Genomic DNA, 23,757 nt, shown 5'->3' with positions numbered 1-23,757 from the left:
ATGGGAACCACCGGCCTGCCCACCAACATCACGCAGGGCTCCCGCACCAAGGGCGGCATCGGCGAGTCCACCCTCCGCCCCGACGGCACCCTCAAGGTCACCGGAGAGTTCGCCTACTCCTCCGACATGTGGCACGAGGACATGCTCTGGGGCCAGATCCTGCGCTCCACGGTCGCCCACGCCGAGATCGTCTCCATCGACACCGGCGAGGCCCTCGCCACCCCCGGCGTGTACGCCGTGATGACGTACGACGACCTCCCGACCGACGTGCGGAACTACGGCCTGGAGATCCAGGACACCCCGGTCCTCGCCCACGGCAAGGTCCGCCACCACGGCGAGCCCGTCGCGATCGTCGCCGCCGACCACCCGGAGACCGCGCGCCGCGCCGCCGCCAAGATCAAGGTCGAGTACCGCGAACTGCCCGTCATCACCGACGAGGCCTCCGCGACCGCGCCGGACGCGATCCTCGTCCACCAGAACCGCACCGACCACCACATCGGACACGTCCCCCACCCGAACATCGTCCACCGCCAGCCCATCGTCCGCGGCGACGTCGCGAAGGCCCGCGAGCGCGCGGACGTCATCGTCGAGGGCGAGTACGTCTTCGGCATGCAGGACCAGGCGTTCCTCGGCCCCGAGTCCGGGCTCGCCGTCCCCGCCGAGGACGGCGGTGTCGACCTCTACATCGCCACCCAGTGGCTCCACTCCGACCTGCGCCAGATCGCCCCCGTACTCGGCCTGCCCGAGGACAAGGTCCGGATGACGCTCGCCGGGGTCGGCGGCGCCTTCGGCGGGCGCGAGGACCTGTCGATGCAGATCCACGCCTGCCTGCTGGCCCTGCGCACCGGCAAGCCCGTCAAGATCGTCTACAACCGCTTCGAGTCGTTCTTCGGCCACGTCCACCGCCACCCCGCGAAACTCCACTACGAGCACGGGGCCACCAAGGACGGCAGGCTCACCCATCTCAAGGCCCGCATCGTCCTCGACGGCGGCGCCTACGCCTCCGCCTCCCCGGCCGTCGTCGGGAACGCCTCCTCCCTCGGCGCGGGCCCGTACGTCATCGAGGACGTCGACATCGAGGCCATCGCCCTCTACACCAACAACCCGCCCTGCGGCGCGATGCGCGGCTTCGGCGCGGTCCAGGCGTGCTTCGCGTACGAGGCCCAGATGGACAAGCTGGCGGCGAAGCTCGGCATGGACCCGGTGGAGTTCCGTCGGCTCAACGCCATGTCGCAGGGCACCGCCCTGCCGACCGGGCAGGTCGTCGACTCCCCGGCCCCCGTCGCTGAACTCCTGCGCCGCGTCAAGGCGATGCCCATGCCCCCCGAGCAGCAGTGGCGCGCGGCGGGCGAGGCGGCGGACGTACGGGAGCTGCCGGGCGGCCTGTCCAACACCACCCACGGCGAGGGCGTCGTCCGCGGCGTCGGCTACGCGGTCGGCATCAAGAACGTCGGCTTCTCCGAGGGCTTCGACGACTACTCCACGGCGCGGGTGCGCATGGAGGTCGTCGGCGGCGAACCCGTCGCGACGGTCCACACCGCCATGGCGGAGGTCGGCCAGGGCGGCATCACCGTCCACGCGCAGATCGCCCGCACCGAGCTGGGCGTCACCCGGGTGACCATCAACCCGGCCGACACGCAGGTGGGTTCGGCCGGTTCGACGTCCGCGTCCCGCCAGACGTACGTCACCGGCGGCGCCGTGAGGAACGCCTGCGAACTGGTCCGGGAGAGGGTCCTGGAGCTGGGCCGCCGCAAGTTCGGCACGTACCACCCCGCGTGGGCCACCGCCGAACTCCTCCTGGAGGGCGGCAAGGTCGTCACCGACGCCGGTGAGGTCCTCGCCGACCTGGTGGACGTCCTCGGCGACGAGGCCGTCGAGATCGAGGAGCAGTGGCGGCACCGGCCGACCGAACCCTTCGACCCGCGCACCGGGCAGGGCTTCGGCCACGTCCAGTACTCCTTCGCCGCGCACCGCGCCGTCGTCGAGGTCGACACCGAGCTGGGCATGGTCAAGGTCGTCGAACTGGCCTGCGCGCAGGATGTCGGCAAGGCCCTCAACCCGCTGTCCGTGCTCGGCCAGATCCAGGGCGGCACGACACAGGGCCTCGGCATCGCCGTCATGGAGGAGATCATCGTCGACCCGAAGACGGCGAAGGTCCGCAACCCGTCCTTCACGGACTACCTCATCCCCACGATCCTCGACACGCCGACCATCCCCGTCGACGTGCTCGAACTCGCCGACGACCACGCGCCGTACGGGCTGCGCGGCATCGGCGAGGCCCCCACCCTGTCCTCCACCCCGGCCGTCCTCGCGGCGATCCGGGCGGCGACGGGCTTGGAGCTGAACCGGACACCGGTACGCCCCGAACACCTGACGGGCACGGCGTAACTCCGTTGGTCCGCCGATGAGTTCGGGAGGTTCCTGTCTCGTCGGCGGCTGCGGGTCGTGTGTGGCCGCTCGCGCAGTTCTCCCGCGCCCGTGAAAAGCCCCGGGCGCGACCCTAGCCGCCAAGGGGCGCGGGGAACTGCGCGGCCAGCCCCCACCCACCCGCGGTCGCCGAACGAACCGCACCGACCGAGCTCCAGCGCGCGGCACCCCCCGCCGGGCAACAGCCACACTCCACGGCCACCCGGCACCGCTCCAGCACCGCAGGTACCCCGTTCGTCTCGGGCCGTCCCCCGGGTCGGGCGCCTTCCCAAATCCCGCGCAGGCCAAGCGCAGCGCGGGGGCCCCTGTGAACCTTGGGAGTAAGCCCACATGACCCAGCAGTCCCTCCAGCCGAAGGCCGACGCGTCGGCGGACGACGCGGCCGCGGAATCCCGCGTCCCCGCCGGCAGGTCCTCACTCGACCGGTACTTCCACATCACCGCCCGAGGGTCCTCCGCGGCCCGTGAGGTCCGCGGCGGCGTCACCACCTTCATGGCGATGGCGTACATCCTCCTGCTCAACCCGCTCATCCTGTCCGGCCCGGACGCCGCGGGCGCCACCCTCGGCCAGAAGGCCCTGATCACGGCGACCGCCCTCGCGGCTGCCGTCAGCACCCTCCTCATGGGCTTCGTCGGCAGGGTGCCGCTCGCCCTCGCCGCGGGCCTGTCCGTCTCCGGCGTCATCGCCTCGCAGGTCGCCCCCCAGGTGACCTGGCCGCAGGCGATGGGCATGTGTGTGATGTACGGCGTGATCATCATGCTGCTGGTCGTCACCGGCCTCCGTGAGATGATCATGAACGCGATCCCGCTGGCCCTGAAGCACGCGATCACCATGGGCATCGGGCTGTTCGTCGCCCTGATCGGCTTCTACAAGGCCGGCTTCGTGCACCAGGGCAAGGCGACCCCGGTCACCCTCGGCCCCGCCGGCGAACTCGCCGGCTGGCCCGTCCTGCTCTTCGCGGCCACCCTCCTCGCGATCTTCATGCTCCAGGCCCGCGGTGTCCCCGGCGCGATCCTGCTCGGCATCGTCGGCGGCACCGTCCTCGCCGTCACCCTCAACGCCCTCGACGTCATCGACCCGAAGCAATGGGCGGGCGGCGCACCGGAGTTGCACGGCAGTGCGGTGTCGATGCCGGACTTCTCGCTGTTCGGGCACGTCGAGTTCGGCGGCTGGCGCGACGTCGGCGCGATGACGGTCGGCATGATCGTCTTCACCCTCGTCCTCGCCGGGTTCTTCGACGCGATGGCCACCATCATCGGCGTGGGCACGGAGGCGGGCCTCGCCGACGACAGGGGGCGGATGCCCGGCCTGTCCAAGGCGCTGTTCATCGACGGCGCGGGCGGCGCGATCGGCGGTGTGGCCGGCGGCTCCGGCCAGACGGTGTTCGTCGAGTCGGCGACCGGCGTCGGCGAGGGCGCCCGTACGGGCCTGTCCTCCGTCGTCACCGGACTGCTCTTCGCCGCCTGCCTGTTCTTCACCCCGCTGACGGCGATCGTCCCCGGCGAGGTCGCGGCAGCCGCCCTGGTGGTCATCGGCGCGATGATGATGACCAACGCCCGGCACGTCGACTGGGCCGACCGCGCCACCGCGGTCCCCGTCTTCCTGACCGTCGTGATCATGCCGTTCACGTACTCCATCACCGCGGGCGTCGCGGCCGGAGTCGTCTCGTACGTCGCCATCAAGCTCGCCCAGGGCCGGGCGCGGGAGATCGGCCCGTTCATGTGGGGCCTGACGGCGGTGTTCGTCGTCTTCTTCGCGCTCGACCCGATCGAGAGCTGGCTGGGCGTGCACTGAGCCCCCGCCGGGCGCGAACCGGCCGGGCGAGGTCCGGGTCCGCCGTCCGGTACCGTCCGCGCAACCGTCGTACGTGAGGAGACCGAGAGATGCTGGACATCGCCGACGAGCTGCACCGGTGGGTCGGGCAGGGGCGCGACTTCGCCGTGGCCACCGTGGTGGCCGTCGGTGGCAGCGCCCCTCGGCAGCCCGGCGCCGCCCTCGCGGTGGACGCCGACGGCACGGCCATCGGCTCGGTCTCCGGCGGCTGCGTGGAGGGCGCCGTCTACGAGCTGTGCCGACAGGCGCTGGAGGACGGCGAACCGGTCCTCGAACGCTTCGGCTACAGCGACGAGGACGCCTTCGCCGTCGGCCTGACCTGCGGCGGGGTCATCGACATCCTCGTGACCCCGGTGCGGACGGGCGACCCCGTCCGCCCGGTGGTCGCCGCCGCGCTCGCCTCGGCGGCGGGCGGGGAGGCGGCGGCACTGGCCCGGATCGTCTCCGGCCCGGCGGAACTGCGCGGCCGGGCCCTGCTGGTCCGCCCGGACGGCTCGTACGACGGCGGCTTCCGCGCCCACCCCGAACTGGACCACACGGTCGCTGCCGAGGCCCGCGCCCTCCTGGACGCCGGCCGCACCGGCACCCTGGAGATCGGAGAGCAGGGCTCACGTTGCGGAGCGCCGCTCACGGTTCTGGTGGAGTCCTCCGTGCCACCACCCCGGATGATCGTCTTCGGCGCCATCGACTTCGCGTCCGCGCTCGTCCGGATCGGCACGTTCCTCGGTTACCACGTGACCGTCTGCGACGCCCGCCCCGTCTTCGCCACCCGCACCCGCTTCCCGGAGGCGGACGAGATCGTCGTCGAGTGGCCGCACCGGTACCTGGAGCGCACGGACGTCGACGCCCGGACCGTCCTGTGCGTCCTCACCCACGACGCCAAGTTCGACGTCCCGCTGCTGCGCCTCGCCCTGCGCCTCCCCGTCGCCTACGTCGGCGCGATGGGCTCCCGCCGCACCCACCTCGACCGCGAGCGACGCCTCCGCCAGGAGGGCGTCACCGACCTGGAACTGGCCCGCCTCCGCTCACCCATCGGCCTCGACCTCGGCGCCCGCACCCCCGAGGAGACGGCCCTGTCCATCGCCTCCGAGATCGTCGCCCACCGCCGCGGCGGCGCCGGGGTCCCCCTGACGGGCGCGCACGCGCCGATCCACCACGACGGCCCGTCGTCGAACCCGGCGGACGTGCCGAGCCTGAGGGTGTCCTGACCCCCCTTCAGGCTTCGCCCGACTTGTGACTTGACCGCCCGGGCGGCAGGGTTGACCGTCGGTGACACGGCAACAGCACGACGGGGGCGGACAGTTGAGTACGGTGAGCGTGGGGCACGGCGCGGGCGAGGGCATGGACGAGGGCCCTGACGGCGCCACCGGCCTGGACAGCGGCGACGGCGGCACGGGCTCGGGCCCGGTCGACGGCGAGGCCGGCGGCGCACCCGACGGCACCCGTGACGAGCGTCGGCTGTCGACTCCCGCGACCACCCTGCTCGGCCTCTTCCTCCTCGTCGACGTGGTCCTCGTCTGCGGCGCCCTCGTGACCCTGTGGCCGGTGATCCTGGCGACGATCGAGCCGGGGGCGGACCCCGCGGCCACCGCCCGCTGGTCGCCGTTCGGCTTCGGCGACTGGGCGCTGACCGCGGACACGGCGATGCTGCTGGCCGTGGTGGTGTGCAGCGCGCTCGGCAGCTTCGTCCACGCGGCCACCTCGTTCGCCACCTACGTCGGCAACCGACGGCTCTACGCGAGCTGGCTCTGGTGGTACCTGCTGCGCGCCGGCATCGGCGTGGCCCTCGCGCTCCTCGTCTACCTGCTGCTGCGCGGCGGCCTCTTCGCCGGCAGCTCCGGCGCCGGCGCCACCAACCCGTACGGCTTCTCCGGCATAGCCGGCCTCTGCGGCCTGTTCTCCAAGCAGGCCACCGACAAGCTCCGCGAGATCTGCGACACCCTCCTCAGCACCACCGGCGACGGCGACCGCGACCGCCGGGACGGTCTCGCCACCCCCCGCGACAGCGCCCCGGACCCGAACCCCGGCAAGCCCTGACGCGCGACCGGCGCCGGCCTGGTACCGGCAGTCCTGCCGTCGCGGAGGGCACTGCCTCCCCGGTCGGCACGGGCCGAGAGTGGACGCGAGACAGCACCATTGATCACGACGACGACACCGGCATCACGAACGGGGACCTTTCGATGAGCGACGACATGACCTCCAGCGGCTGGGACGTCCTGGACGCCTCCCACGAGGCCCTGCGCACGGCGGTCCGCGCCGTCCCCGCCGACGGCTGGCACCTGCCGACACCCTGCGCGGGCTGGACCGTCACCCACGTCTTCCAGCACGCCGTCGGCGACCAGATCGGCTACGCCGCCGCGCTGACCGGCGAACCCGGCCCCGACTTCAACCCGTTCGCCCCGTCGGGCGACCTGGAGGGGGCGGACCCGGCGGCGCTCCTGGAGGACGCCCTGGCCCGCGCGGCGAAGGCGTGGTCGGGGGTCGACCGGGACGCCGCCGAGGTGCCCGTGCCGGTACCGCCGCACACGTTGTCCCCGTGGTCCGGCTCGGCGGCGTGCGGCCTGGACGCGGCGGTCCACGCCTGGGACATCACCCGGGCGACGGGCGGACCCTCGCCGCTCACCCCCGAGCTGGCCCGCCCCCTCCTCAAGATCGCCCAGGAGATCGTCGAGCCACTCCGCCCCTACGGCGCGTACGCCGCAACCCTGACCCCCGACGACGGCGACGACGACGTGAAGACCCTCCTGCGCTACCTGGGCCGCGACCCCCACTGGAGCGCCTCGTGACCCTGCTCGCGGAGAGGTAGGACGCCCCCGGCAACTGGGTGCGCGGTCGAGTACCGACCCATGGAGGTGCTCAGCGCCCGGAGGGCGTCTGCCTCAACAACCCGTCCATCGCGCGCCCGAACATCCGCCGGGACAGCCACCCGAGGGGCCGGTCGCAGAAGCCCGGCAGCCGGTGGACGCGCAGTTCCTCGCGCCACAGGACACGCGAAGCGGCGGGGGTGGGCGGGGAGTCGGGTCCGGCTCCCGCCCCGTCGCCGTGGGGACGGACCTCGATCTCGGCCCACCCCTTGACCAGGGACCCGTGCTTGACGAGCCGACACCGCCCCACCCCTCCGCCCTCCGGCGGCTGCCACACCACCACCTCCATCGGATCGTCGAAGGCGAGGGGTCCGACACCGCTGCGGGCGACGAAGACCGTGCCCTCGGCGGTCGGGGGAGGCGTGCGGACGGTGACCCGGGTCAGGGGGACGACGTCGGCGTGGCGACGCCAGTCGGTGAGCCGCTGCCAGGCCACGTCGACGGGGAGGTGGGAGAGGCGTTCGAGGGAGAAGAGGACCACGAAGCAGATCGTAGGTGAACAATCGGGGACACGGCGGGCGCGGCCGGCCCACTACCTGCGGCCCTCGACCCGCAGTTCCCCCGCGTGCGGCCCGTTTCTGACCGCCGAAAGACGGCCCTGAACGTTCACCAGCCGGCGGCTCCGGTCGCCCCACCGTCTACCGCTGCCACCCCGCGTACGGCAGCATGAGCCCCGTCCGCACGTCCCGCCCCGGCCGGAAGGTGCATCCCCGTGGACCGTGAACTGCACGCCAGGCTCGACGAGTTGCAGCGGGATCCGTATCCGCACTACGCGCGGGCGCGGGCGGCGGAGGGGCTCACCTATGTGCCGGAGCTGGACTCGTGGCTGGTGGTCCGGGACGCGGACGTGCGGGAGGTGCTGCGGCGGCCGGAGGACTTCTCGTCGGCCAACGCGCTGCGCCCCGACGTGATGCCCGCGCCCGCCGCCCTGGCCGTGCTGGCCGGCGGCTTCGGCGGCCGGCCGGTCGTGGTGACCGCCGACGGGGCCCCGCACCAGGCACTGCGGGCGCCCCTCGTGCGCGGCCTGTCGCCCGCGCGGGTCGGCGCCGTCCTCCCGTACGCCGCCGAGCGGGCCGCCGCGCTCCTCGACGGCTTCGAGAAGGACGGCCGGGTCGAGCTGATGGCCGCCTACGCCGGGAGGCTGCCCGGCGACGTCATCGGACGCCTCGTCGGATTCGACCCGGCGGACGTACCGGCCCTGGTGCACGGCGGTCACCGGCTCGAAGAACTCCTCTTCCGGCCCCTGACGGAGGCCGAGCAGATCGCCGCCGCCGAGGACGTGGTGGCGATGTCCCACCGCGTCGACGCGTTCGTCCGCGCCCGCCGCGCCGACCCCCGCGAGGACCTGGTCACCGACCTCATCACCTCCGTCGCCGGGCCGGGCGAGGGGGAGCTGACGCTCGACCAACGCCATGAGCTGGTCGCCCATCTTCAGAACCTGCTCATCGCCGGGCATCTGACGACCACGGCTCTCATCGGCACGGCCCTCCTGCACCTCCTGAGCCACCCGCGCCAGTGGGAGCTGCTGTGCGCCCACCCCGACCGCATCCCGGCCGCCATCGAGGAGGCCGCCCGGTACGACACGGCCCTCCAGGGCTTCCGCCGGGTCACCACCCGAGCGGTCACCCTCGCGGGCACCGAACTGCCGGCCGGGTCACCGGTGTTCCTCGCCTTCGGCGGCGCCAACCACGACGGCTCCCGCCACCCGGGCCCCGACGACTTCGACATCACCCGCACCGCCGCCGCCCGCCACCTCTCCTTCGGCCTCGGCGTCCACGCCTGCCCCGGCTCCACCCTCGCCCGCGAACAACTCCGCATCACCCTGGAGCTCCTGACCCGCCGCATGCCAGGGCTGCGCCTCGCGGACGACCAGCGGATCGTCATGCGGCCGACCCTGATCCACCGCTCCCCGGAGACCCTCGAACTCGTCTGGTGACACCGCCGGGCGGGGAACGGTCGGGCAACCCCGACGGCGGACAGGGGCGCGTGACGACTCCGCGGCCCCCCGTCGGCCTGCGCCGGTTCACACGTCCAGCACCTCCCGCGCGGCCACCGGTGCCCCCGTCTCCAGCGACCGGTTCGCCGCCAGCCCCGTCACCAGGGACCTCGCCCCGTCCACCGCGTCCGCGGCGCGGCCCAGCTCGTCAGGGACGCGGTCCCCGAACAGGTCGGCCAGCATCCGTACGTCCCCGCCGCCGTGCCCGCCCTCGCCCGTCGCGACCTTCACCTCACGCGGCCGCTCCCAGAACCGCCGTACGAGCAGCTCGGTCCGTCCCGCCTCGTCGCCGGTCTGCGTGCCGTGCAGGACGGGGCTCGCCCCGGTGACCCGCACGTGCGGGCGAGTCCACGTCGACTCCTCCACCAACAGCTCCAGACGGCCCTCGCTGCCGTTGAAGGCGATGCGGTAGCCCTCCCAGGGCGCGTATGCCGTCAGGTGGTACGTCAGGGTCGCCCCGGACGCGTACCGCACGAGGACCGCCATGTCGTCCTCGATGGTGACGCCGGATCCGAAGACGTTCCGATCGCGGTGGTAGCCGTCCTCCTGTTCGGCGTCCAGGTAGAGCGCGCTGAGGACGGGGGAGTCGTCGAGGTGCAGGGCGAAGGGGTCGCCCTCGGCGGCGGGAGAGCCGTGGGCGCGGTCGTAGGCGCGGGCGAGTCCTCGGCGCCGGCCCGCCTCGTCGCCGTAGAAGAAGAGGCCGCCCTGGGCGAAGACGGTCTCGGGGCGGGTGCCGAGCCACCAGTTGACCAGGTCGAAGTGGTGGGTCGACTTGTGGACCAGCAGCCCACCGGAGTTCGCCTTCTCGCGGTGCCAGCGGCGGAAGTAGTCGGCGCCGTGCCGCAGATCGAGCAGCCACTCGAAGTGCACCGAGCCGACCTCGCCGATCTCACCGCTCGCGAGCAGCTCCCGTACGGCCGAGTGCACGGGGTTGTAGCGGTAGTTGAAGGCGACCCGCACGTCGCGGCCCGTCCGGCGGCGGGCGTCCAGGATGAGGCGGGCGCGCCCGGCGTCGGTGGTCATCGGTTTCTCGGTGACGACGTCGCAGCCCGCCTCCAGGGCCCGCACGATGTAGTGGTCGTGGGACCGGTCCACACCGCACACCACCACCAGGTCGACCCGCTCGCGCCGCAGCATCTCCTCGAACTCCCCGGCGGCGTAGGCGGGTACGGGCGCGCGGCCGGGGTGGTCGGCGGCGATCCAGGTGTTGTGGACGGCCATGCGGTGCGCGTTGGTGTCGCAGAGGCCGACGAGCTCGATCCGGTCCGCGAAGGAGCCCGTCAGTGCCTCGGTGAACATCCGTGCGCGGGCGCCGAGTCCGACCACGGCGGCCCGGCGGCGGCCCACGGAGACGGTGCAGGGGTCTTGTTGTGACATCCGGACCTTCCCTAGGGTCTCGTGCGGGGGGTGGAAGCGCTTTCTAGTGGAAGAGGTGACCCACTCATGCCCGGAAACAGGACAAGGAAGTCCTCCGCGACGGCCGTGGTCCTCGCTCTGTGCGCGGTGCTCGGCGGCTGCTCGGGCCCACAGGAGTCGGGCGGCGGCAAGGTCGTCCTGCGCTACACCTGGTGGGGCAACCCCGACCGGGCGGCGAGAACCCAGCAGGCCGTCGACCTCTTCGAGAAGAAGCACCCCGGGATCGAGGTGCAGACCTCGTTCTCCGGCTACGACGCCTACAAGCAGAAGCTGGCGACCCAGGCGGCCGGCGGTGACGCGCCCGACGTCATGCAGCTCGACTACCGCATGATCGACCAGTACGCCTCCGGGGGCGTCCTGCTGGACTTCGCCGAGCAGCGAGCCGCCCTGGCCACCGACGCGTTCGACACGGGACTCCTCGCCACCGGGAAGGTCGACGGCAGGCAGTACGCGATCCCGCAGGCCCGCGGCACCGAGACGGTCGTGTACGACGCGAAGCAGTGGAAGGAGGCCGGGGTCGCCCCGCCCCGCGAGGGCTGGACCTGGAACGACTGGGCCGACACCATGCGGGAGTTGGCGCGCAGGACCGGTGAGCCGGGTGGCACGGACCCCGGCTGGAGCGAGGACGCCTTCGAGGTCTGGCTGCGCGGCCGAGGCAAGGCCCTCTACACCGAGGACCGGCGACTCGGCTTCACCGCGGACGACCTGACCCGCTACTGGACGTTCACCGACCGGCTCCGCCGGGAGGGCGCCGTCTCGCCCGCCGAGGAGACCACCCAGCTCGACGGCACGGTGGAGAACACCCCGCTCGGCCGCGGCAAGGCCCTCTCCGACAACAACTGGGACGCCCCGGCCAGCGGCTACCTCGGCCTCCTCCCCGACGGCGAGGTCACGCTCGCGCCGATGCCCTCGGGCGAGGACGGCACACCGGGCCAGTACTTCAAGCCGTCGATGTTCATGGGCGTGGCCGCCGACACGAGTCACCCCGAGGAGTCCGTCGGCCTCGTCGACTTCCTGCTGAACGACCCCGAGGCCGCGAAGATCCTCGGCGCCACCCGCGGCATCCCCGTCAACGAGACGCTCCGCGAGGAGATCGCGCCCGACCTCAAGGACTTCGACCGGACCATCTACGACTACCAGGCTTCCCTGGAGGGCGAGTTGAAGGCCCCGCCCCAGGCGCCCCCCTCCGGCGACAGCGCCCTGCAGACCACCTTCCAGCGCGACTACGACCAGGTCTCGTACGAGCGGATGTCCCCCCGAGAGGCCGCCGAGAACTACATCACCGAGGCGAAGGCGGAGCTGAGGTCATGACCACCACACACACGCCGACGACCGTACGCGGCGAGGGCGCCGCACCCCCCGCCCGGCCCGCCCGCAGGCCCCGACGCGAGGGCGCCGCCTGGGTGTTCCTGTCCCCGTGGGTCCTGGGCACCTGCGTCCTCACCCTGCTCCCGATGGCCGTGTCGCTCTACCTCTCCTTCACCGACTACGACCTGTTCGACGCCCCCAGCTGGGTGGGCCTGCGCAACTACACCCAGATGTTCACCGAGGACCCCCGCTACTGGCGTTCGGTCGGGGCGACCCTGACGTACGTCGCCATCGCCGTTCCCCTGCAACTGGCCCTCGCCCTCGTCGTGGCGCTGGCCCTGAAGAACATGCGGCACGGCAAGGCCTTCTACCGGTCCGCGTTCTACGCCCCGTCCCTCCTCGGCGCCTCCATGTCCATCGCCCTCGTCTGGCGGGCGATCTTCAACGACGGCGGCACGGTCGACCATCTGCTCGGCACCGGCGGCTGGGTCAACAAGCCCGGCTGGGCGCTGCTCGCGGTGGCCCTGCTGACGGTGTGGCAGTTCGGCGCCCCGATGGTCATCTTCCTCGCCGGTCTCCAGCAGATCCCCGGGGAGTTGTACGAGGCGGCCGAGGTCGACGGCGCCGGGCGATGGCGCCAGTTCCTGTCGATCACCGTGCCGATGCTGTCACCGGTGATCTTCTTCAACCTGGTCCTCCAGACCATCCAGGCCTTCCAGGTCTTCACCCCCGCCTTCGCGATCAGCGCGGGCAAGGGCGGCCCCGCCGACTCCACCCTGTTCTACACGCTCTACCTCTACGACCGCGGCTTCGTCGCCTCCCACATGGGTTACGCCTCCGCCATGGCCTGGGTCCTGCTGCTCGCCATCGGTGTGGTCACCGCCGTCCTGTTCCGCACGTCCCGCTCCTGGGTCTTCTACGCCTCCGAGGGGGACCGATGACCACCACCACGACAACGCCCGCCACCGCCACCGCACCCAGGCCCTTCGCCTGGCGGCGTCTGGCCCTGCACGCCGCCTGCCTGGCCGCCCTGCTGGTCATGCTCTACCCGCTGGCCTGGCTCCTCGCGACCTCGGTGAAACCGGCGGACGAGGTCATCGCGAGCCTCGACCTGCTGCCCGGCCGTCTGGAATGGTCCAACTACGAGACCGCCCTGGAAGGCGTCAACGACGTCTCGGTCGGCAGACTGCTCGGCAACTCCCTGCTGATCGCGACCGGCGCGGTCCTCGGGAACGTACTGTCCTGCTCCCTCGCGGCGTACGCCTTCGCCCGCCTGCGATTCCGCTTCCGTGGACCGCTGTTCGCCTTCATGATCGCGACGATCATGCTGCCGCACCACGCGGTGCTGATCCCGCAGTACATCATCTTCAACCAGCTCGGCATGGTGAACACCTACTGGCCGCTGATCCTGCCGAAGTTCCTGGCCACCGAGGCGTTCTTCGTCTTCCTCATCGTGCAGTTCATGCGGGGACTGCCGAGGGAACTGGAAGAGGCGGCCAGGATCGACGGCTGTGGACCGTTCCGTAGCTTCTTCCTGGTGATCCTGCCGCTGACGCGCCCGGCCCTGATCACCACCGCCATCTTCACCTTCATCTGGACCTGGAACGACTTCTTCACCCAGCTGATCTACCTCTTCTCCCCGGAGAAGTTCACACTGACCCTGGCGCTCAGGTCGTTCGTGGACGCGTCGAGCACCTCGGCGTTCGGCCCGATGTTCGCCATGTCGGTCATCGCGCTGCTGCCGATCGTGCTGTTCTTCCTCGCCTTCCAGCGGTTCCTGGTGGAGGGCATGGCCAACTCCGGGATCAAGGGGTGAACGCGATGCGGACCGACCGCGAGCCGGGCGAGATCCTCGGACCGAGGATGTCGCTGTTCGCCGATGTGCTGAGCGTCGGCGTCGCCGTGGCGGTGGTGAGCCTGCCGCTGGTGACGCTGCCCGCCGCGCTGTCCACGGCGTGCGAGGTGCTGCGGGGCGTACGGGACGGGCGGCCGGTGACCGCCCGGCGGTTCCTCGGTGGGCTGCGGCGCCGGCTGCGGTCCGGTGACGTCGCCGCCGGGCTCGTCACCCTCGCCGGTCTCGGCCTCCTCCTCGTCGACCTGGCGCTGGTCTCCGCGGGCCTGCCCGGTGGCCCCGCCCTCGGCGTGGCGGTCGCCGCCGTCGGCGTCTGCGCCGCCGTGGTCGGTCTGCGGGCCTGCGCCCGCCCCGAGTCCGCCGTCGACTGGCCCGGCGCGGTACGCGGGGCCGCTCATGACGCCGTGCGCGACGTGGGCGGCAGCGCCCTGGTGGTGCTGGCCGTGGTGACCGCCGCCCTGTGCGCGTGGATGCTGCTGCCGCTCGCGTTCCTCGTCCCCGGACTGCTGGCCCTGGCCCTCACCGCGATCGACGTACGCGGGGCGGCCAGGGGGACCGCGGTGACGGGGCCGCGCGGGAAAGAGGTCGCCTCCCAGGAGGGCGTGTGATGGGGTGAGACCCGGGACTCGTCGCGTGGGACTGGGGAGCAGTGAACAGAAGGCGGCAGAAGAAGCTGTCCGTACGTCTCGTCCGGGCCGCGTCGGTCGGTGACACCGCAACGGTCGACGCGCTGCTCCGGGCCGGGGCCTGCCCCGCGACGGCCGACTCCGACGGCACGACGCCGCTGTACGCGGCGTCCGTGCACGGGGCGGCCGACACGGTCCGCCGACTGCTGGCCGCCGGCGCCCCGCCCGACACCGAGAGCGGGCACGGCACGGAAGGCACGCCGCTGTGCGGGGCCGCCTGCTGGGGCCACACGGACACCGTGCGCGCACTCCTCGCGCACGGCGCCGATCCCAACCTCCGCGAGGACCACGGCACGGGCCGCCCTCCGCTCTACTGGGCGGAGCACGGCCCTCACCCGGAGACGGCGGCACTGCTGCTGGCCGCCGGTGCCCACCCGCTCGACGGGACCGCGTGACTTCCCGGGTCGCGCGGCGGCCGGACGCGTGCCGGCACCCTCGCGGTCGGCTCCCGCCGGCTCAGACCGCTATCGCGTACACCTTGCCCGCGTAGCTGCCGATGTAGAGCACACCGTCGGACACGACCGGCGACGACGGTGTGAAGAAGCTGTCGATGCTGTTGCCCGCCGAGAACCGCCACCTCAGGTCGGTGGTCTCGACGTCCACCGCGTACAGGTAGCCGTCGTCGCTGCCGAAGTAGAGGACGCCGTCCACCACCGTCGGCCGTGAGTCGACACTGTCCGCCGTGGGGAACTTCAGGCGCTGCTTGGCGGTGAGGGCGTTGACTCCGTACAGATCGCCCTTGTCGCCACCGACGTAGACCACCCCGTCGGCGACCGTCGGCGAGGAGGAGCCGACGGGGCCACCCACCGGAAAGTCCTCGTACTCCGTGCCGTCGGAGGCGTTCACGCAGTACAGCCCGTCGATGCCGCCGATGTAGACCCGCCCCTTCGCCACCGCCGGCGACGAGGAGAAGATGTGGTCCGTGAGCGCAGACCACCGTTCCGTGCCGGTCGCCGCGTCCACCGCCCGCAGGCCGTCGCCGCTGCCGACGTACACGACCCCGTCGACCACGGCTGGCATGGTGTTCACATAGCTGGGCGCGAGCGCCGTCCAGCGCTTCTCGCCCGTGGCCGCGTCCACGGCGTGCAGCCCGTCCGCGCTGCCGGTGTAGACGACCCCGTCCACCACCACCGGAGCCGAGTCGATCGCGCCCGCCGCGTACTGCCACCGCCTCTTGCCGGTGGCCGCGTCCACCGCGTACAGCAGGCTGTCGCTGCCGACGTAGACGACCCCGTCCACCACGGCCGGCGACGACTGGACCCGGTCCCCCGTCTCGAACGCCCAGCGCTTCTTGCCCGTGGCCGCGTCCAACGCGTACAGACGTCGGTCGCCGCTGCCGATGTAGACGACCCCGTCGGCCACGGCCGGTGTCGAGTTGACCGTCTTGCCGGTGGAGAACGTCCACAGCAGCTGCCCCGGTCGGCGCTCGGCGTCGTCGAGGAGCCGCCACGTCGTGTACCCGGCCCCGGCGACGCCCGCTCCGGCGAGGCCGAGCAGGAGCCGCCGCCGGGAGATCCCGGCCTGCCGTCGGGGCCGTGGCGCGGTGGTGTCCTGTGGGTGCCGCGGCGTCGTGGTGTCCCGCGGGTGGTCGTGTCCCCGCGGGGGGTGCGGGGCGGGCACGTCCAGGGCGGTGGACGGTGGTGGTGCGACGTGCGGGGCCGCCGGGCCGGCCGCTCCCGTGGCCTCGGAGGACCACAGCAGCAGCCGCGGATCGGGCGTCGCCGGTACCGGCGCCTCAGGCGCCGTGGCGCGCGCCCGGACATCGGCGGCGACCGGACCGGGCAGCCAGCCGACCTCGTGCGACTTCTGCTCGGCGTCCTGTCCCCACCGCTCCTCGGCCAGCCGGTCCAGCAGCGCGCCGACGGTGGGGCGGTCGCCGGGATCCTTGGCCAGGCAGTCGGCGACCAGAGGGCGCACCCTCGGCGGGAGCGCGTCCAGGTCCGGTTCCTCGTACACGGCACGGAAGTTGAGCGCCTCGGCCGCGCCGGTGCCGAAGGCGCTCCGGCCCGCCGCGGTGAACGCCAGTACCCCGCCCAGGGCGAAGACGTCACTGGCCGGGCCGACGGGCTTGCCGGTGAGCTGCTCGGGGGACATGAAGCCGGGCGTGCCGATCAGCATGCCCGGCTGGGTGAGCCTGCTGGCACAGGAGTCGGTGGCGGCCGAGATCCCGAAGTCGATCACGCGTGGCCCGTCCGCCGCCAACAGGACGTTCGACGGCTTCAGATCCCGGTGGATCACTCCCGCGGAGTGGATCGCCTCCAACGCCTCGGCCAGCCCCGCCGCGAGCGCCAGCACCGCGTCCTCGGGCCATGCTCCGTGCCGGACGACCGCCTCACCGAGGGAGACACCGGGCACGTACGCCGTCGCCAGCCACGCCGGCGACCCCTCGGGGTCGGCCTCGACGACCCCGGCGGTGAAGAACCCGTTGACCTTGCGGGCCGCGCCCACCTCGCGGGCGAACCGGCGCCGGAAGTCGGGGTCCTGGGCGAGGTCGGGCCGCACCACCTTCACCGCCACCGCGCGCCCGCTCGGGGACCGGCCCAGGTACACCCGCCCCATGCCGCCCTCGCCGAGCCGCGCGACGATCCGGTACCTCCCCACCCGCGGCGGATCCACGTCCGCCGGCGCCGCGAAGCCGTCCGCCTCGGGTCTCGCCCCCATCCCGTCGGCCATGTCCCGCCTTCCATCCCGTCAAGTGCCGTGCGTCCGGAGCGAACCAGCGGCTCCGGAGCCCTCGCACAGGAGATCCGTGAAACCACCGGTTCGGTTCCCGACGAGTATGTGGGGGCCTCACCCGCCGCGGTCGGCGGACCCGGTCTCCCCCGGTGCTTCCGGCGGACGACGGACAGGCTCGGGAACGCGAAGGACAGGCACGGGAACGTGACGGACATGCTCGGGAGCGGGTGCGGCGTCGGCTCACCGGTCGGCCCGTGGGTGCGTCGCGCGGTCCACGCGCCCCTGGGTGCGCACGGCGTGCGGCTCAGCGGCCCGCCGGGGGGCTCGTCGTGCCGCGGATCTCCAACGTCGGTGTGGTCAGGACGACTTGGGCCGGGCGCGCGGGGTCGGCGATGCGGTCCAGCAGGCACTGGGCGGCGCGGCGGCCGACGTCATGGCTGGCGTTGTCCACGGTGGTGAGCCACAGATGGCGCAGCCGGGAGACATAGGTGTTGTCGTAGCCGACGAGGGACAGGTCGCGCGGCACCCTCAGGCCCAGTTCCTCGGCGGCGGAGAGGGCGCCGACGCACGACATGTCGTTGAACGCCAGGACGGCGGTGGGGCGTTCGGGCGCGCTGAGCAGTCGGACCGTGGCGCGGTAGCCGCCCTCCTCCGTCAGGTCGCCGCGCTCGACGGCCGTCAGGTCCAACAGGCCGTGCTCGCGCATGACCGTCTCGAAGCTGTGGCGACGCAACGCGCCGACCACGCCGTCCCCCGCGATGTGCCCGATCCGCCGGTGGCCGAGGGCGATGAGGTGCTCGGTGGCGAGCCGGGCGCCCAACTGGTCGTCACCCGCGACGACATCGACATGGGGGAGCGTCGGCTCGCGGGCCCCGGCGACCACGGTGGGCACCTGTGCGGCCGCCGCGCGCAGGGCCTCCGACGGGGGCAGGGTGCCGACCGCGATCAGACCGTCGACCCGCAGCTCGGTGAAGGTCCGGGTGAGGTCCTCCCCGAGACGCCGGTTGAGGTGGCCGTCGGCCAGCAGCATGCGCAGACCGTTGTCGTGCAGCCGGGAGTTCAGACCGTCCAGCAGTTCCACGAACCAGGGGTTGCGCATGTCGTGGAGGAGGACGCCGACCGTCCGGGTGCGGCGCTCGCTCAGGCTGCGCGCGGCCGCGTTGGGCCGGTAGCCCAGCTCCTCCACGGCCGCCAGCACGGCCTCCCGCTTCTCGGGGCGCACCTGCTCGGAGCCGCGCAGCACCAGCGAGACCAGGGACTTCGACACGCCGGCGCGCTCGGCGACATCGCGGATCGTCGGAGGTCTCATGGTGTGGACCGTTCCACAGGGCGGGCGTGGTTGTCAAAGGGCTTGACAGCTGCGGAGGCTCGCTCCAAGGTGAGCGACGTACGTTCTGGAACGGTCCAAAACTGGTCCGGTGAGTCCGAAGAAGGGCAGTCATGGTGAGTGCGCTCGGTGTCGCCGTCGTGGGGTTCGGCTGGATGGGACGGGTGCACACCCAGGCGTACGCCCGCGTGCCGCACCACTTCCCGCAGCTTCCCGTACGCCCCGAGCTGGTCACCGTCGTCGAGGACGTGCCCGGCCGCGCCGAGGAGGCAGCCGAGCGGTTCGGGTTCGCCACCACCGCCCGCGACTGGCGCGAGGTCGCCGCCGACCCGCGCGTCCACGCCGTGAGCATCACCGCGCCGAACTTCCTGCACCGCGAGATCGGCGTCGCCATGGCCGAGGCCGGCAAGCACATCTGGATCGAGAAGCCCGTCGGGCTCACCGCCGCCGACGCCCGCGCCGTCGCCGACGCGGTCGTCAGGGCCGGCGTCCAGGGCACCGTCGGCTTCAACTACCGCAACGCCCCCGCCGTCGTGTACGCCCGCGAACTGATCGCCGCAGGTGAGATCGGCACCGTCACCCATGTCCGCGTCCGCCTCTTCAGCGACTACGCCGCCCACCCCGAGGGTGCCCTGACCTGGCGGTACGAGCGTGAGCGCGGCGGCAGCGGCGTCCTCGGCGACCTCGCCTCGCACGGCGTCGACCTCGCCCGCTTCCTCCTCGGCGACATCACCGCCCTCACCGCCGACACCGCGATCTTCGTCCCCGAACGGGCCCGCCCCACCGGCGCCACCGCCGGCCACACCCGCGCGACCGGCGGGGAACCGGGCCCCGTCGAGAACGAGGACTACGTCAACTGCCTGCTCCGCTTCGCCTCCGGCGCCCGGGGCGTCCTGGAGGCGAGCCGGGTCGCCGTCGGCGAGCAGAACAACTACGGCTTCGAGGTCCACGGCACCAAGGGCGCCGTCCTGTGGGACTTCCGCCGCATGGGCGAGCTGGGCGTCAGCCGGGGCACGGCCTACCAGGACCAGTCCGTCAGCACCGTCTTCGTCGGCCCGGGCCACGGCGCGTACGCGGCGTTCCAGCCGGGCTCCGCCAACGCCATGGGCTACGACGACCTCAAGGTCATCGAGGCCCACCACTTCCTGCGCTCGATCGCCGAGGGCACCCCGCACGGCGCAACCCTGGCCGACGCCGTGCACAGCGCCACCGTCCTCGACGCGATGAGCCGCTCCGCCGAGTCCGGAGCGTGGGTGAGCCTCTGAGCCGGCCGCCGGCCGAGGCCGACGCTCCTGAGACGAGAGCGGGCGGCGCGGGCGGGCCGTGCGGGATCAGTCGAGGTTGTTGCCCCAGAGGGACTTGTCGTCGCTCCTGAGGCTGGGCACGCCGTCGTAGGTCCCGCCGTCCGCGGTCACCAGGGGTGCGGAGAGCTGGTCCTCCAGCACACCGTCGCGGATCCGCACGATCGTGCTGTCGTGGTCCGTCCCGCCGGGCTTGAACGTCTTGCCCTCGATCGCCGCCTGCAGGTAGTAGAGGGCGTATTTGGCGTAGAGGTCGGCGGGCTGGGAGACCGTGGCGTCGATCTTGCCCTCGGCGATCTCCCTGAGTTCTCGGGGGGTGCCGTCGTTGGCGACGACGAACACATGCCTCTTGTCCTCCGGGCCGACCAGCAGACCTTGCTGCTTGAGCACTTGCAGGCTGCCGGAGAGCGCCAGGCTGGACTGCATGTAGATGCCCTTGATGTCGGGGTGGGCGGTGAGATTCGCCTGCAGTTTCTGCGCCGCGATCGTCCCGTCCCAGTTCGTCGTCTCCCCGAAGACCTTGATCCGGGGATAGTGCTCCTTCATGCACGCGTTGAACCCGTCGGTGCGATCGCGGCCGTTGACGGAGGCGAGGTCCCCCTGGAGCATGACGACCTTGCCCTCGCCGCCGAGCTTGGTGCCGAGGAACCGGCAGGCCTTCTCCCCGTACGCGCGGTTGTCCGCGCGCACCACCATGTAGACGTCGCCGGTGTCGGGACGGGTGTCCAGGGTGACCACGGGGATCTTCTGCGCGGCCAGCTGCCGCAGGATGGGCGTGGTCGCGGCGGTGTTCTGGGGGGCCATGGCCACACCCTCCACACCGTGGATGATGAGGCTCTGGGAGTTGGTGGCGAGTTTCGCGACGTCGTTGCGCGAGTTGGTGGTCTTCAGCTCCAGCCCGAGTTCCTCGGCGAACCCGGGGGTGTACTTCATGAACGCGTTCCAGAAGTCGGTGTCCGAGCGGGGGTAGTCGACACCCACCACCGTGGCGCTGCCCGGGTCGGAATCGGAGCCGCCGCAGGCGCCGAGCACGGTGACGACGAGAGCACTGACGGCACCGAGGCTGATACGGCGCATGCGTCGGGTCTTCACGGCTGGTTCTCCCTTGCGAACGGTTGCGTGCGGGAGATCAGGCGGGGGCCGCTCATGCCGCGGCCTCCGCTGCCCAATCTAGTACCCCGGGGGGTCTTCCTGCCTGACCTGCGGTTCCGGGGAGCTGGGCGCCGTGGTCCGGGCGTCAGGTGCGGACGAGCAGCTGGAAGTCGAAGGAGTAGCGCGAGGCCCGGTAGACGTGGCTGCCGTACTCGACGGCCCGGCCCGTGTCGTCGTACGCCGTGCGTTGCATGGTGAGGAGGGCGGCCCCCTCGGGCTCGCCGAGCCGCTCGGCCTCCTCGGGGGCGGCGATCCGGGCGCCGACCGTCTGGTGGGCGCTGTGCAGGGTGATGCCGGCGTTGCGCATCATCCGGTACAGGCCCGTCGCCTCCAGCCGCTCGGTGTCGAGGTCCAGCAGGCCCGCCGGGACGTAGTTGGACAGGAACGCAACCGGCTGGCCGTGGGTGAGCCGGAGCCGTTCGAAGAGGTGGACCTCCGCGCCCTCGGCCAGGCCCAGGGCCGCCGCGACCCCGGCGGAGGCGGGCCGGATCTCGCTCAGCAGCACCTGGGTCGTGGGCTGCTGGCCCGCCGCCTCCAGGTCGTCGTAGAGACTGCTCAGCTCCAGAGGACGCTTGACCTGGCTGTGCACGACCTGCGTGCCGACCCCCCGGCGGCGCACGAGCAGGCCCTTGTCGACGAGGGACTGGATGGCCTGCCGCACGGTCGGTCGGGACAGGCCGAGGCGGCCCGCGAGCTCGATCTCGTTGCCCAGCAGGCTGCCCGGGCCCAGTGCCCCGTGCTCGATGGCGGACTCCAGCTGCCGGGCCAGCTGGTAGTACAGCGGCACCGGGCTGCTCCGGTCGACCCGGAGGTCGAGCTTCTCTGTACTCCCTGTGGTCGCGCTGGTCACGGTCCGAGGGTAACCGCCCGTACGGATGACAGGAAGCCCTGTCATTTCGTTGTCCTGACAAGCCGCGCACCCGTCACGGATGCCGGGCGGCGCCGGGACCGGCCGCGGGCCGTGCCGCTCACGTCCCCGGGTGGAGGTGCCGGCGCCGGGCGGAGACCTCCCGGTCGTACGTCGCGCGGGCCTCGACCGCGGCCGGGCGGGCGGCGGTCTCCGCCACCGGAACGTCCCACCAGGCCTCCGCCGGGGGAGCGGTGGACGTCGGGTCGGTCTCCACGTACACGCAGGTCGGCCGGTCCGAGGCGCGGGCCGCGGCCAGGGCGTCGCGCAGCTCCCGTACGGTCTTGGCGCGGATGACGTCCATGCCGAGGCTGGCCGCGTTGGCGGCCAGGTCCACCGGCAGCGGGGCGCCGGTGAAGGTGCCGTCGGCGACGCGGTGGCGGTAGGCGGTGCCGAACCGCTCCCCGCCCACCGACTCCGACAGGCCGCCGATCGAGGCGTACCCGTGGTTCTGGACGAGGACCAGATTGACGGGCAGCCCCTCCTGGACGGCCGTCACGATCTCCGTCGGCATCATCAGATACGTGCCGTCGCCGACCAGCGCCCACACGGCCGTGCCGGGCGCCGCCTGCTGGACGCCGATCGCGGCGGGGATCTCGTAGCCCATGCAGGAGTAGCCGTACTCCAGGTGGTACTGGCGGGGGCTGCGGGCCCGCCACAGCTTGTGCAGGTCGCCGGGGAGCGAACCGGCCGCGTTGATGACGACGTCGTCGTCCCCGACGACCGTGTCCAGGGCGCCCAGCACCTGCGTCTGCGTCGGCACGGCGTGCTCGTCGGCCGGCGTGTACGCCGCCCGCACCACCTGCTCCCAGCGCTGCTTGCCGTTCCGGTACTCGGCCTCGTACGCCTCGTCCACGCGGTGCCCGGCGAGCGCCTCCGTGAGCGCCTCCAGTCCGGCCCGCGCGTCGCACACCAGGGTCCGGGCCGACAGCTTGTGGGCGTCGAACGCCGCGATGTTGAGGTTGACGAAGCGGACGTCCGGGACCTGGAAGAGGGTGTGGGAGGCGGTGGTGAAGTCGGTGTAGCGGGTGCCGACGCCGATGATCAGATCGGCGGTGCGGGCGATGTCGTCGCAGACGGCGGTGCCGGTGTGCCCGATGCCGCCGAGATCGGCCGGGTGGTCGTGGCGCAGCGAGCCCTTGCCGGCCTGGGTGGACGCGACCGGGATGCCGGTGGCCTCCACCAGCGCCCGCAGCGCCGCCTCCGCCTCGCTGTGGTGGACGCCGCCGCCCGCGACGAGGAGAGGCCGCCGCGCCGCGCGGATCGCCCGGACCGCCTCGGCCAGCTCCACCGGGTCGGGCGCGGGCCGCCGTACCCGCCAGACGCGCTCGGCGAAGAACTCCTCCGGCCAGTCGTACGCCTCCGCCTGCACGTCCTGTGGCAGCGCGAGGGTCACGGCGCCCGTGTCGACGGGGTCCGCGAGGACCCGCATCGCCTGGAGGGCGGCCGGGATCAGCGCCTCGGGGCGGGTGACCCGGTCGAAGTACCGCGACACCGGGCGCAGGGTGTCGTTGACGGACACGTCGGCCTCGGTCGGGTGCTCCAGCTGCTGGAGGACCGGGTCCGCGGGCCGGGTCGCGAAGGTGTCGCCGGGCAGGAGCAGCACCGGCAGGTGGTTGATGGTGGCGAGGGCGGCGCCGGTGACGAGGTTGGTGGCGCCGGGCCCGATGGAGGTGGTGACCGCCTGCGCGGAGAGCCGGTTCAGCTGACGGGCGTACCCGACGGCCGCGTGCACCATGGACTGCTCGTTGCGGCCCTGATGGAACGGCATGGTCTCCTCGCCGGCCTCCAGCAGCGCCTGGCCGAGGCCCGCGACGTTGCCGTGGCCGAAGATGCCCCAGGTCGCGCCGATCAGCCGCTGCCGCTGTCCGTCGCGCTCGGTGTACTGGGCGGCGAGGAACCGCACCAGCGCCTGCGCCACGGTGAGCCGGCGGGTGGAGGGGGTGCTCATCGGGACCTCACTGGGACGAAGGGGTGGGTTGGGGGCTGGGCGAGGGGCATGCTGCTGGGGC

Annotated in this window: 19 protein-coding genes; 12 read left to right on the top strand and 7 right to left on the bottom strand. The window is 72.6% G+C overall.

From position 1 onward, the window contains the following. The 5 genes from AOK15_RS00650 (at nucleotide 1) to AOK15_RS00630 (ending at nucleotide 7,046) form a co-directional block, all read left to right on the top strand. Nucleotides 1-2,388 carry a xanthine dehydrogenase family protein molybdopterin-binding subunit gene (locus tag AOK15_RS00650; RefSeq protein WP_055511525.1) on the top strand — a complete coding sequence of 796 codons (2,388 nt, stop codon included), beginning with the start codon at nucleotides 1-3 and terminating at the stop codon, nucleotides 2,386-2,388. Nucleotides 2,389-2,757: 369 nt separating this feature from the next. Next, nucleotides 2,758-4,221 (top strand): NCS2 family permease, encoded by a 1,464-nt coding sequence (locus AOK15_RS00645; RefSeq protein WP_055511523.1) that lies wholly within the window; start codon nucleotides 2,758-2,760, stop codon nucleotides 4,219-4,221. An 89-nt stretch (nucleotides 4,222-4,310) separates the two neighbouring features. Beyond that, nucleotides 4,311-5,468, top strand: a complete 1,158-nt coding sequence (locus AOK15_RS00640) for an XdhC family protein (RefSeq protein ID WP_055511521.1) — start codon at nucleotides 4,311-4,313, stop codon at nucleotides 5,466-5,468. 103 nt (nucleotides 5,469-5,571) lie between these two features. Beyond that, nucleotides 5,572-6,297 carry a hypothetical protein gene (locus tag AOK15_RS00635; RefSeq protein ID WP_240508247.1) on the top strand — a complete coding sequence of 242 codons (726 nt, stop codon included), beginning with the start codon at nucleotides 5,572-5,574 and terminating at the stop codon, nucleotides 6,295-6,297. 143 nt (nucleotides 6,298-6,440) lie between these two features. Beyond that, nucleotides 6,441-7,046, top strand: a complete 606-nt coding sequence (locus tag AOK15_RS00630) for a TIGR03086 family metal-binding protein (RefSeq protein ID WP_079058229.1) — start codon at nucleotides 6,441-6,443, stop codon at nucleotides 7,044-7,046. A 70-nt stretch (nucleotides 7,047-7,116) separates the two neighbouring features. On the opposite strand, the gene AOK15_RS00625 is transcribed toward AOK15_RS00630, so the two are convergent. Continuing rightward, nucleotides 7,117-7,605, bottom strand: coding sequence for an SRPBCC family protein (locus AOK15_RS00625; protein ID WP_055511519.1), 489 nt, complete (start codon nucleotides 7,603-7,605; stop codon nucleotides 7,117-7,119). 231 nt (nucleotides 7,606-7,836) lie between these two features. Between AOK15_RS00625 and AOK15_RS00620 the strand changes: the two genes are divergently transcribed. Beyond that, a complete protein-coding gene (locus tag AOK15_RS00620; RefSeq protein WP_055511517.1) occupies nucleotides 7,837-9,060 on the top strand; it encodes a cytochrome P450 in 1,224 nt (407 codons plus the stop codon). Between the two features lie 87 nt (nucleotides 9,061-9,147). Here the strand turns inward: AOK15_RS00620 and AOK15_RS00615 are convergent, their stop codons facing one another. Then, the gene (locus AOK15_RS00615) at nucleotides 9,148-10,497 is read right to left on the bottom strand and encodes a Gfo/Idh/MocA family protein (protein WP_055511515.1); all 1,350 of its coding nucleotides are present in this window, start codon (nucleotides 10,495-10,497) and stop codon (nucleotides 9,148-9,150) included. Between the two features lie 66 nt (nucleotides 10,498-10,563). Here AOK15_RS00615 and AOK15_RS00610 point away from each other — a divergent pair, with 66 nt between their 5' ends. Genes AOK15_RS00610 through AOK15_RS00590 form a run of 5 tightly spaced genes read left to right on the top strand, consistent with a single transcriptional unit; the run spans nucleotide 10,564 to nucleotide 14,777 of the window. Continuing rightward, on the top strand, nucleotides 10,564-11,847 hold the full coding sequence (locus tag AOK15_RS00610) for an ABC transporter substrate-binding protein (RefSeq protein WP_055511512.1): 1,284 nt from the start codon (nucleotides 10,564-10,566) through the stop codon (nucleotides 11,845-11,847). Then, nucleotides 11,844-12,785, top strand: coding sequence for a carbohydrate ABC transporter permease (locus AOK15_RS00605; RefSeq protein WP_055511509.1), 942 nt, complete (start codon nucleotides 11,844-11,846; stop codon nucleotides 12,783-12,785). Before AOK15_RS00610 ends, AOK15_RS00605 begins: the two co-directional genes overlap by 4 nt. Next, nucleotides 12,782-13,660 carry a carbohydrate ABC transporter permease gene (locus tag AOK15_RS00600; RefSeq protein WP_055511507.1) on the top strand — a complete coding sequence of 293 codons (879 nt, stop codon included), beginning with the start codon at nucleotides 12,782-12,784 and terminating at the stop codon, nucleotides 13,658-13,660. Before AOK15_RS00605 ends, AOK15_RS00600 begins: the two co-directional genes overlap by 4 nt. A 5-nt stretch (nucleotides 13,661-13,665) precedes the next feature. After that, complete coding sequence (locus tag AOK15_RS00595; protein ID WP_055511540.1) at nucleotides 13,666-14,304, top strand: hypothetical protein; 639 nt, start codon at nucleotides 13,666-13,668, stop codon at nucleotides 14,302-14,304. A 41-nt stretch (nucleotides 14,305-14,345) separates the two neighbouring features. Further along, nucleotides 14,346-14,777 carry an ankyrin repeat domain-containing protein gene (locus AOK15_RS00590; protein WP_055511505.1) on the top strand — a complete coding sequence of 144 codons (432 nt, stop codon included), beginning with the start codon at nucleotides 14,346-14,348 and terminating at the stop codon, nucleotides 14,775-14,777. 61 nt (nucleotides 14,778-14,838) lie between these two features. Here AOK15_RS00590 and AOK15_RS00585 read toward each other — a convergent pair whose 3' ends face one another. Both AOK15_RS00585 and AOK15_RS00580 read right to left on the bottom strand, forming a co-directional pair. Further along, nucleotides 14,839-17,055 (bottom strand): outer membrane protein assembly factor BamB family protein, encoded by a 2,217-nt coding sequence (locus AOK15_RS00585; protein WP_055511503.1) that lies wholly within the window; start codon nucleotides 17,053-17,055, stop codon nucleotides 14,839-14,841. 307 nt (nucleotides 17,056-17,362) lie between these two features. Beyond that, nucleotides 17,363-18,367, bottom strand: a complete 1,005-nt coding sequence (locus AOK15_RS00580; protein ID WP_055511501.1) for a LacI family DNA-binding transcriptional regulator — start codon at nucleotides 18,365-18,367, stop codon at nucleotides 17,363-17,365. Between the two features lie 131 nt (nucleotides 18,368-18,498). Between AOK15_RS00580 and AOK15_RS00575 the strand changes: the two genes are divergently transcribed. Further along, the gene (locus AOK15_RS00575) at nucleotides 18,499-19,650 is read left to right on the top strand and encodes a Gfo/Idh/MocA family protein (protein ID WP_055511499.1); all 1,152 of its coding nucleotides are present in this window, start codon (nucleotides 18,499-18,501) and stop codon (nucleotides 19,648-19,650) included. A 66-nt stretch (nucleotides 19,651-19,716) separates the two neighbouring features. On the opposite strand, the gene AOK15_RS00570 is transcribed toward AOK15_RS00575, so the two are convergent. From AOK15_RS00570 to iolD, 3 genes are all read right to left on the bottom strand, one after another. Continuing rightward, complete coding sequence (locus tag AOK15_RS00570) at nucleotides 19,717-20,763, bottom strand: sugar ABC transporter substrate-binding protein (RefSeq protein ID WP_055511538.1); 1,047 nt, start codon at nucleotides 20,761-20,763, stop codon at nucleotides 19,717-19,719. Nucleotides 20,764-20,923: 160 nt separating this feature from the next. Continuing rightward, nucleotides 20,924-21,733, bottom strand: coding sequence for a GntR family transcriptional regulator (locus AOK15_RS00565; protein ID WP_079058228.1), 810 nt, complete (start codon nucleotides 21,731-21,733; stop codon nucleotides 20,924-20,926). A gap of 73 nt (nucleotides 21,734-21,806) precedes the next feature. Beyond that, a complete protein-coding gene (iolD, locus tag AOK15_RS00560; protein ID WP_055511498.1) occupies nucleotides 21,807-23,696 on the bottom strand; it encodes a 3D-(3,5/4)-trihydroxycyclohexane-1,2-dione acylhydrolase (decyclizing) in 1,890 nt (629 codons plus the stop codon). Nucleotides 23,697-23,757 lie beyond the last annotated feature (61 nt).

This window comes from Streptomyces ossamyceticus, assembly GCF_001418475.1.
Taxonomy (GTDB): Bacteria; Actinomycetota; Actinomycetes; order Streptomycetales; family Streptomycetaceae; genus Streptomyces; species Streptomyces ossamyceticus.
This window is presented reverse-complemented; position numbering and strand designations above follow the sequence as displayed.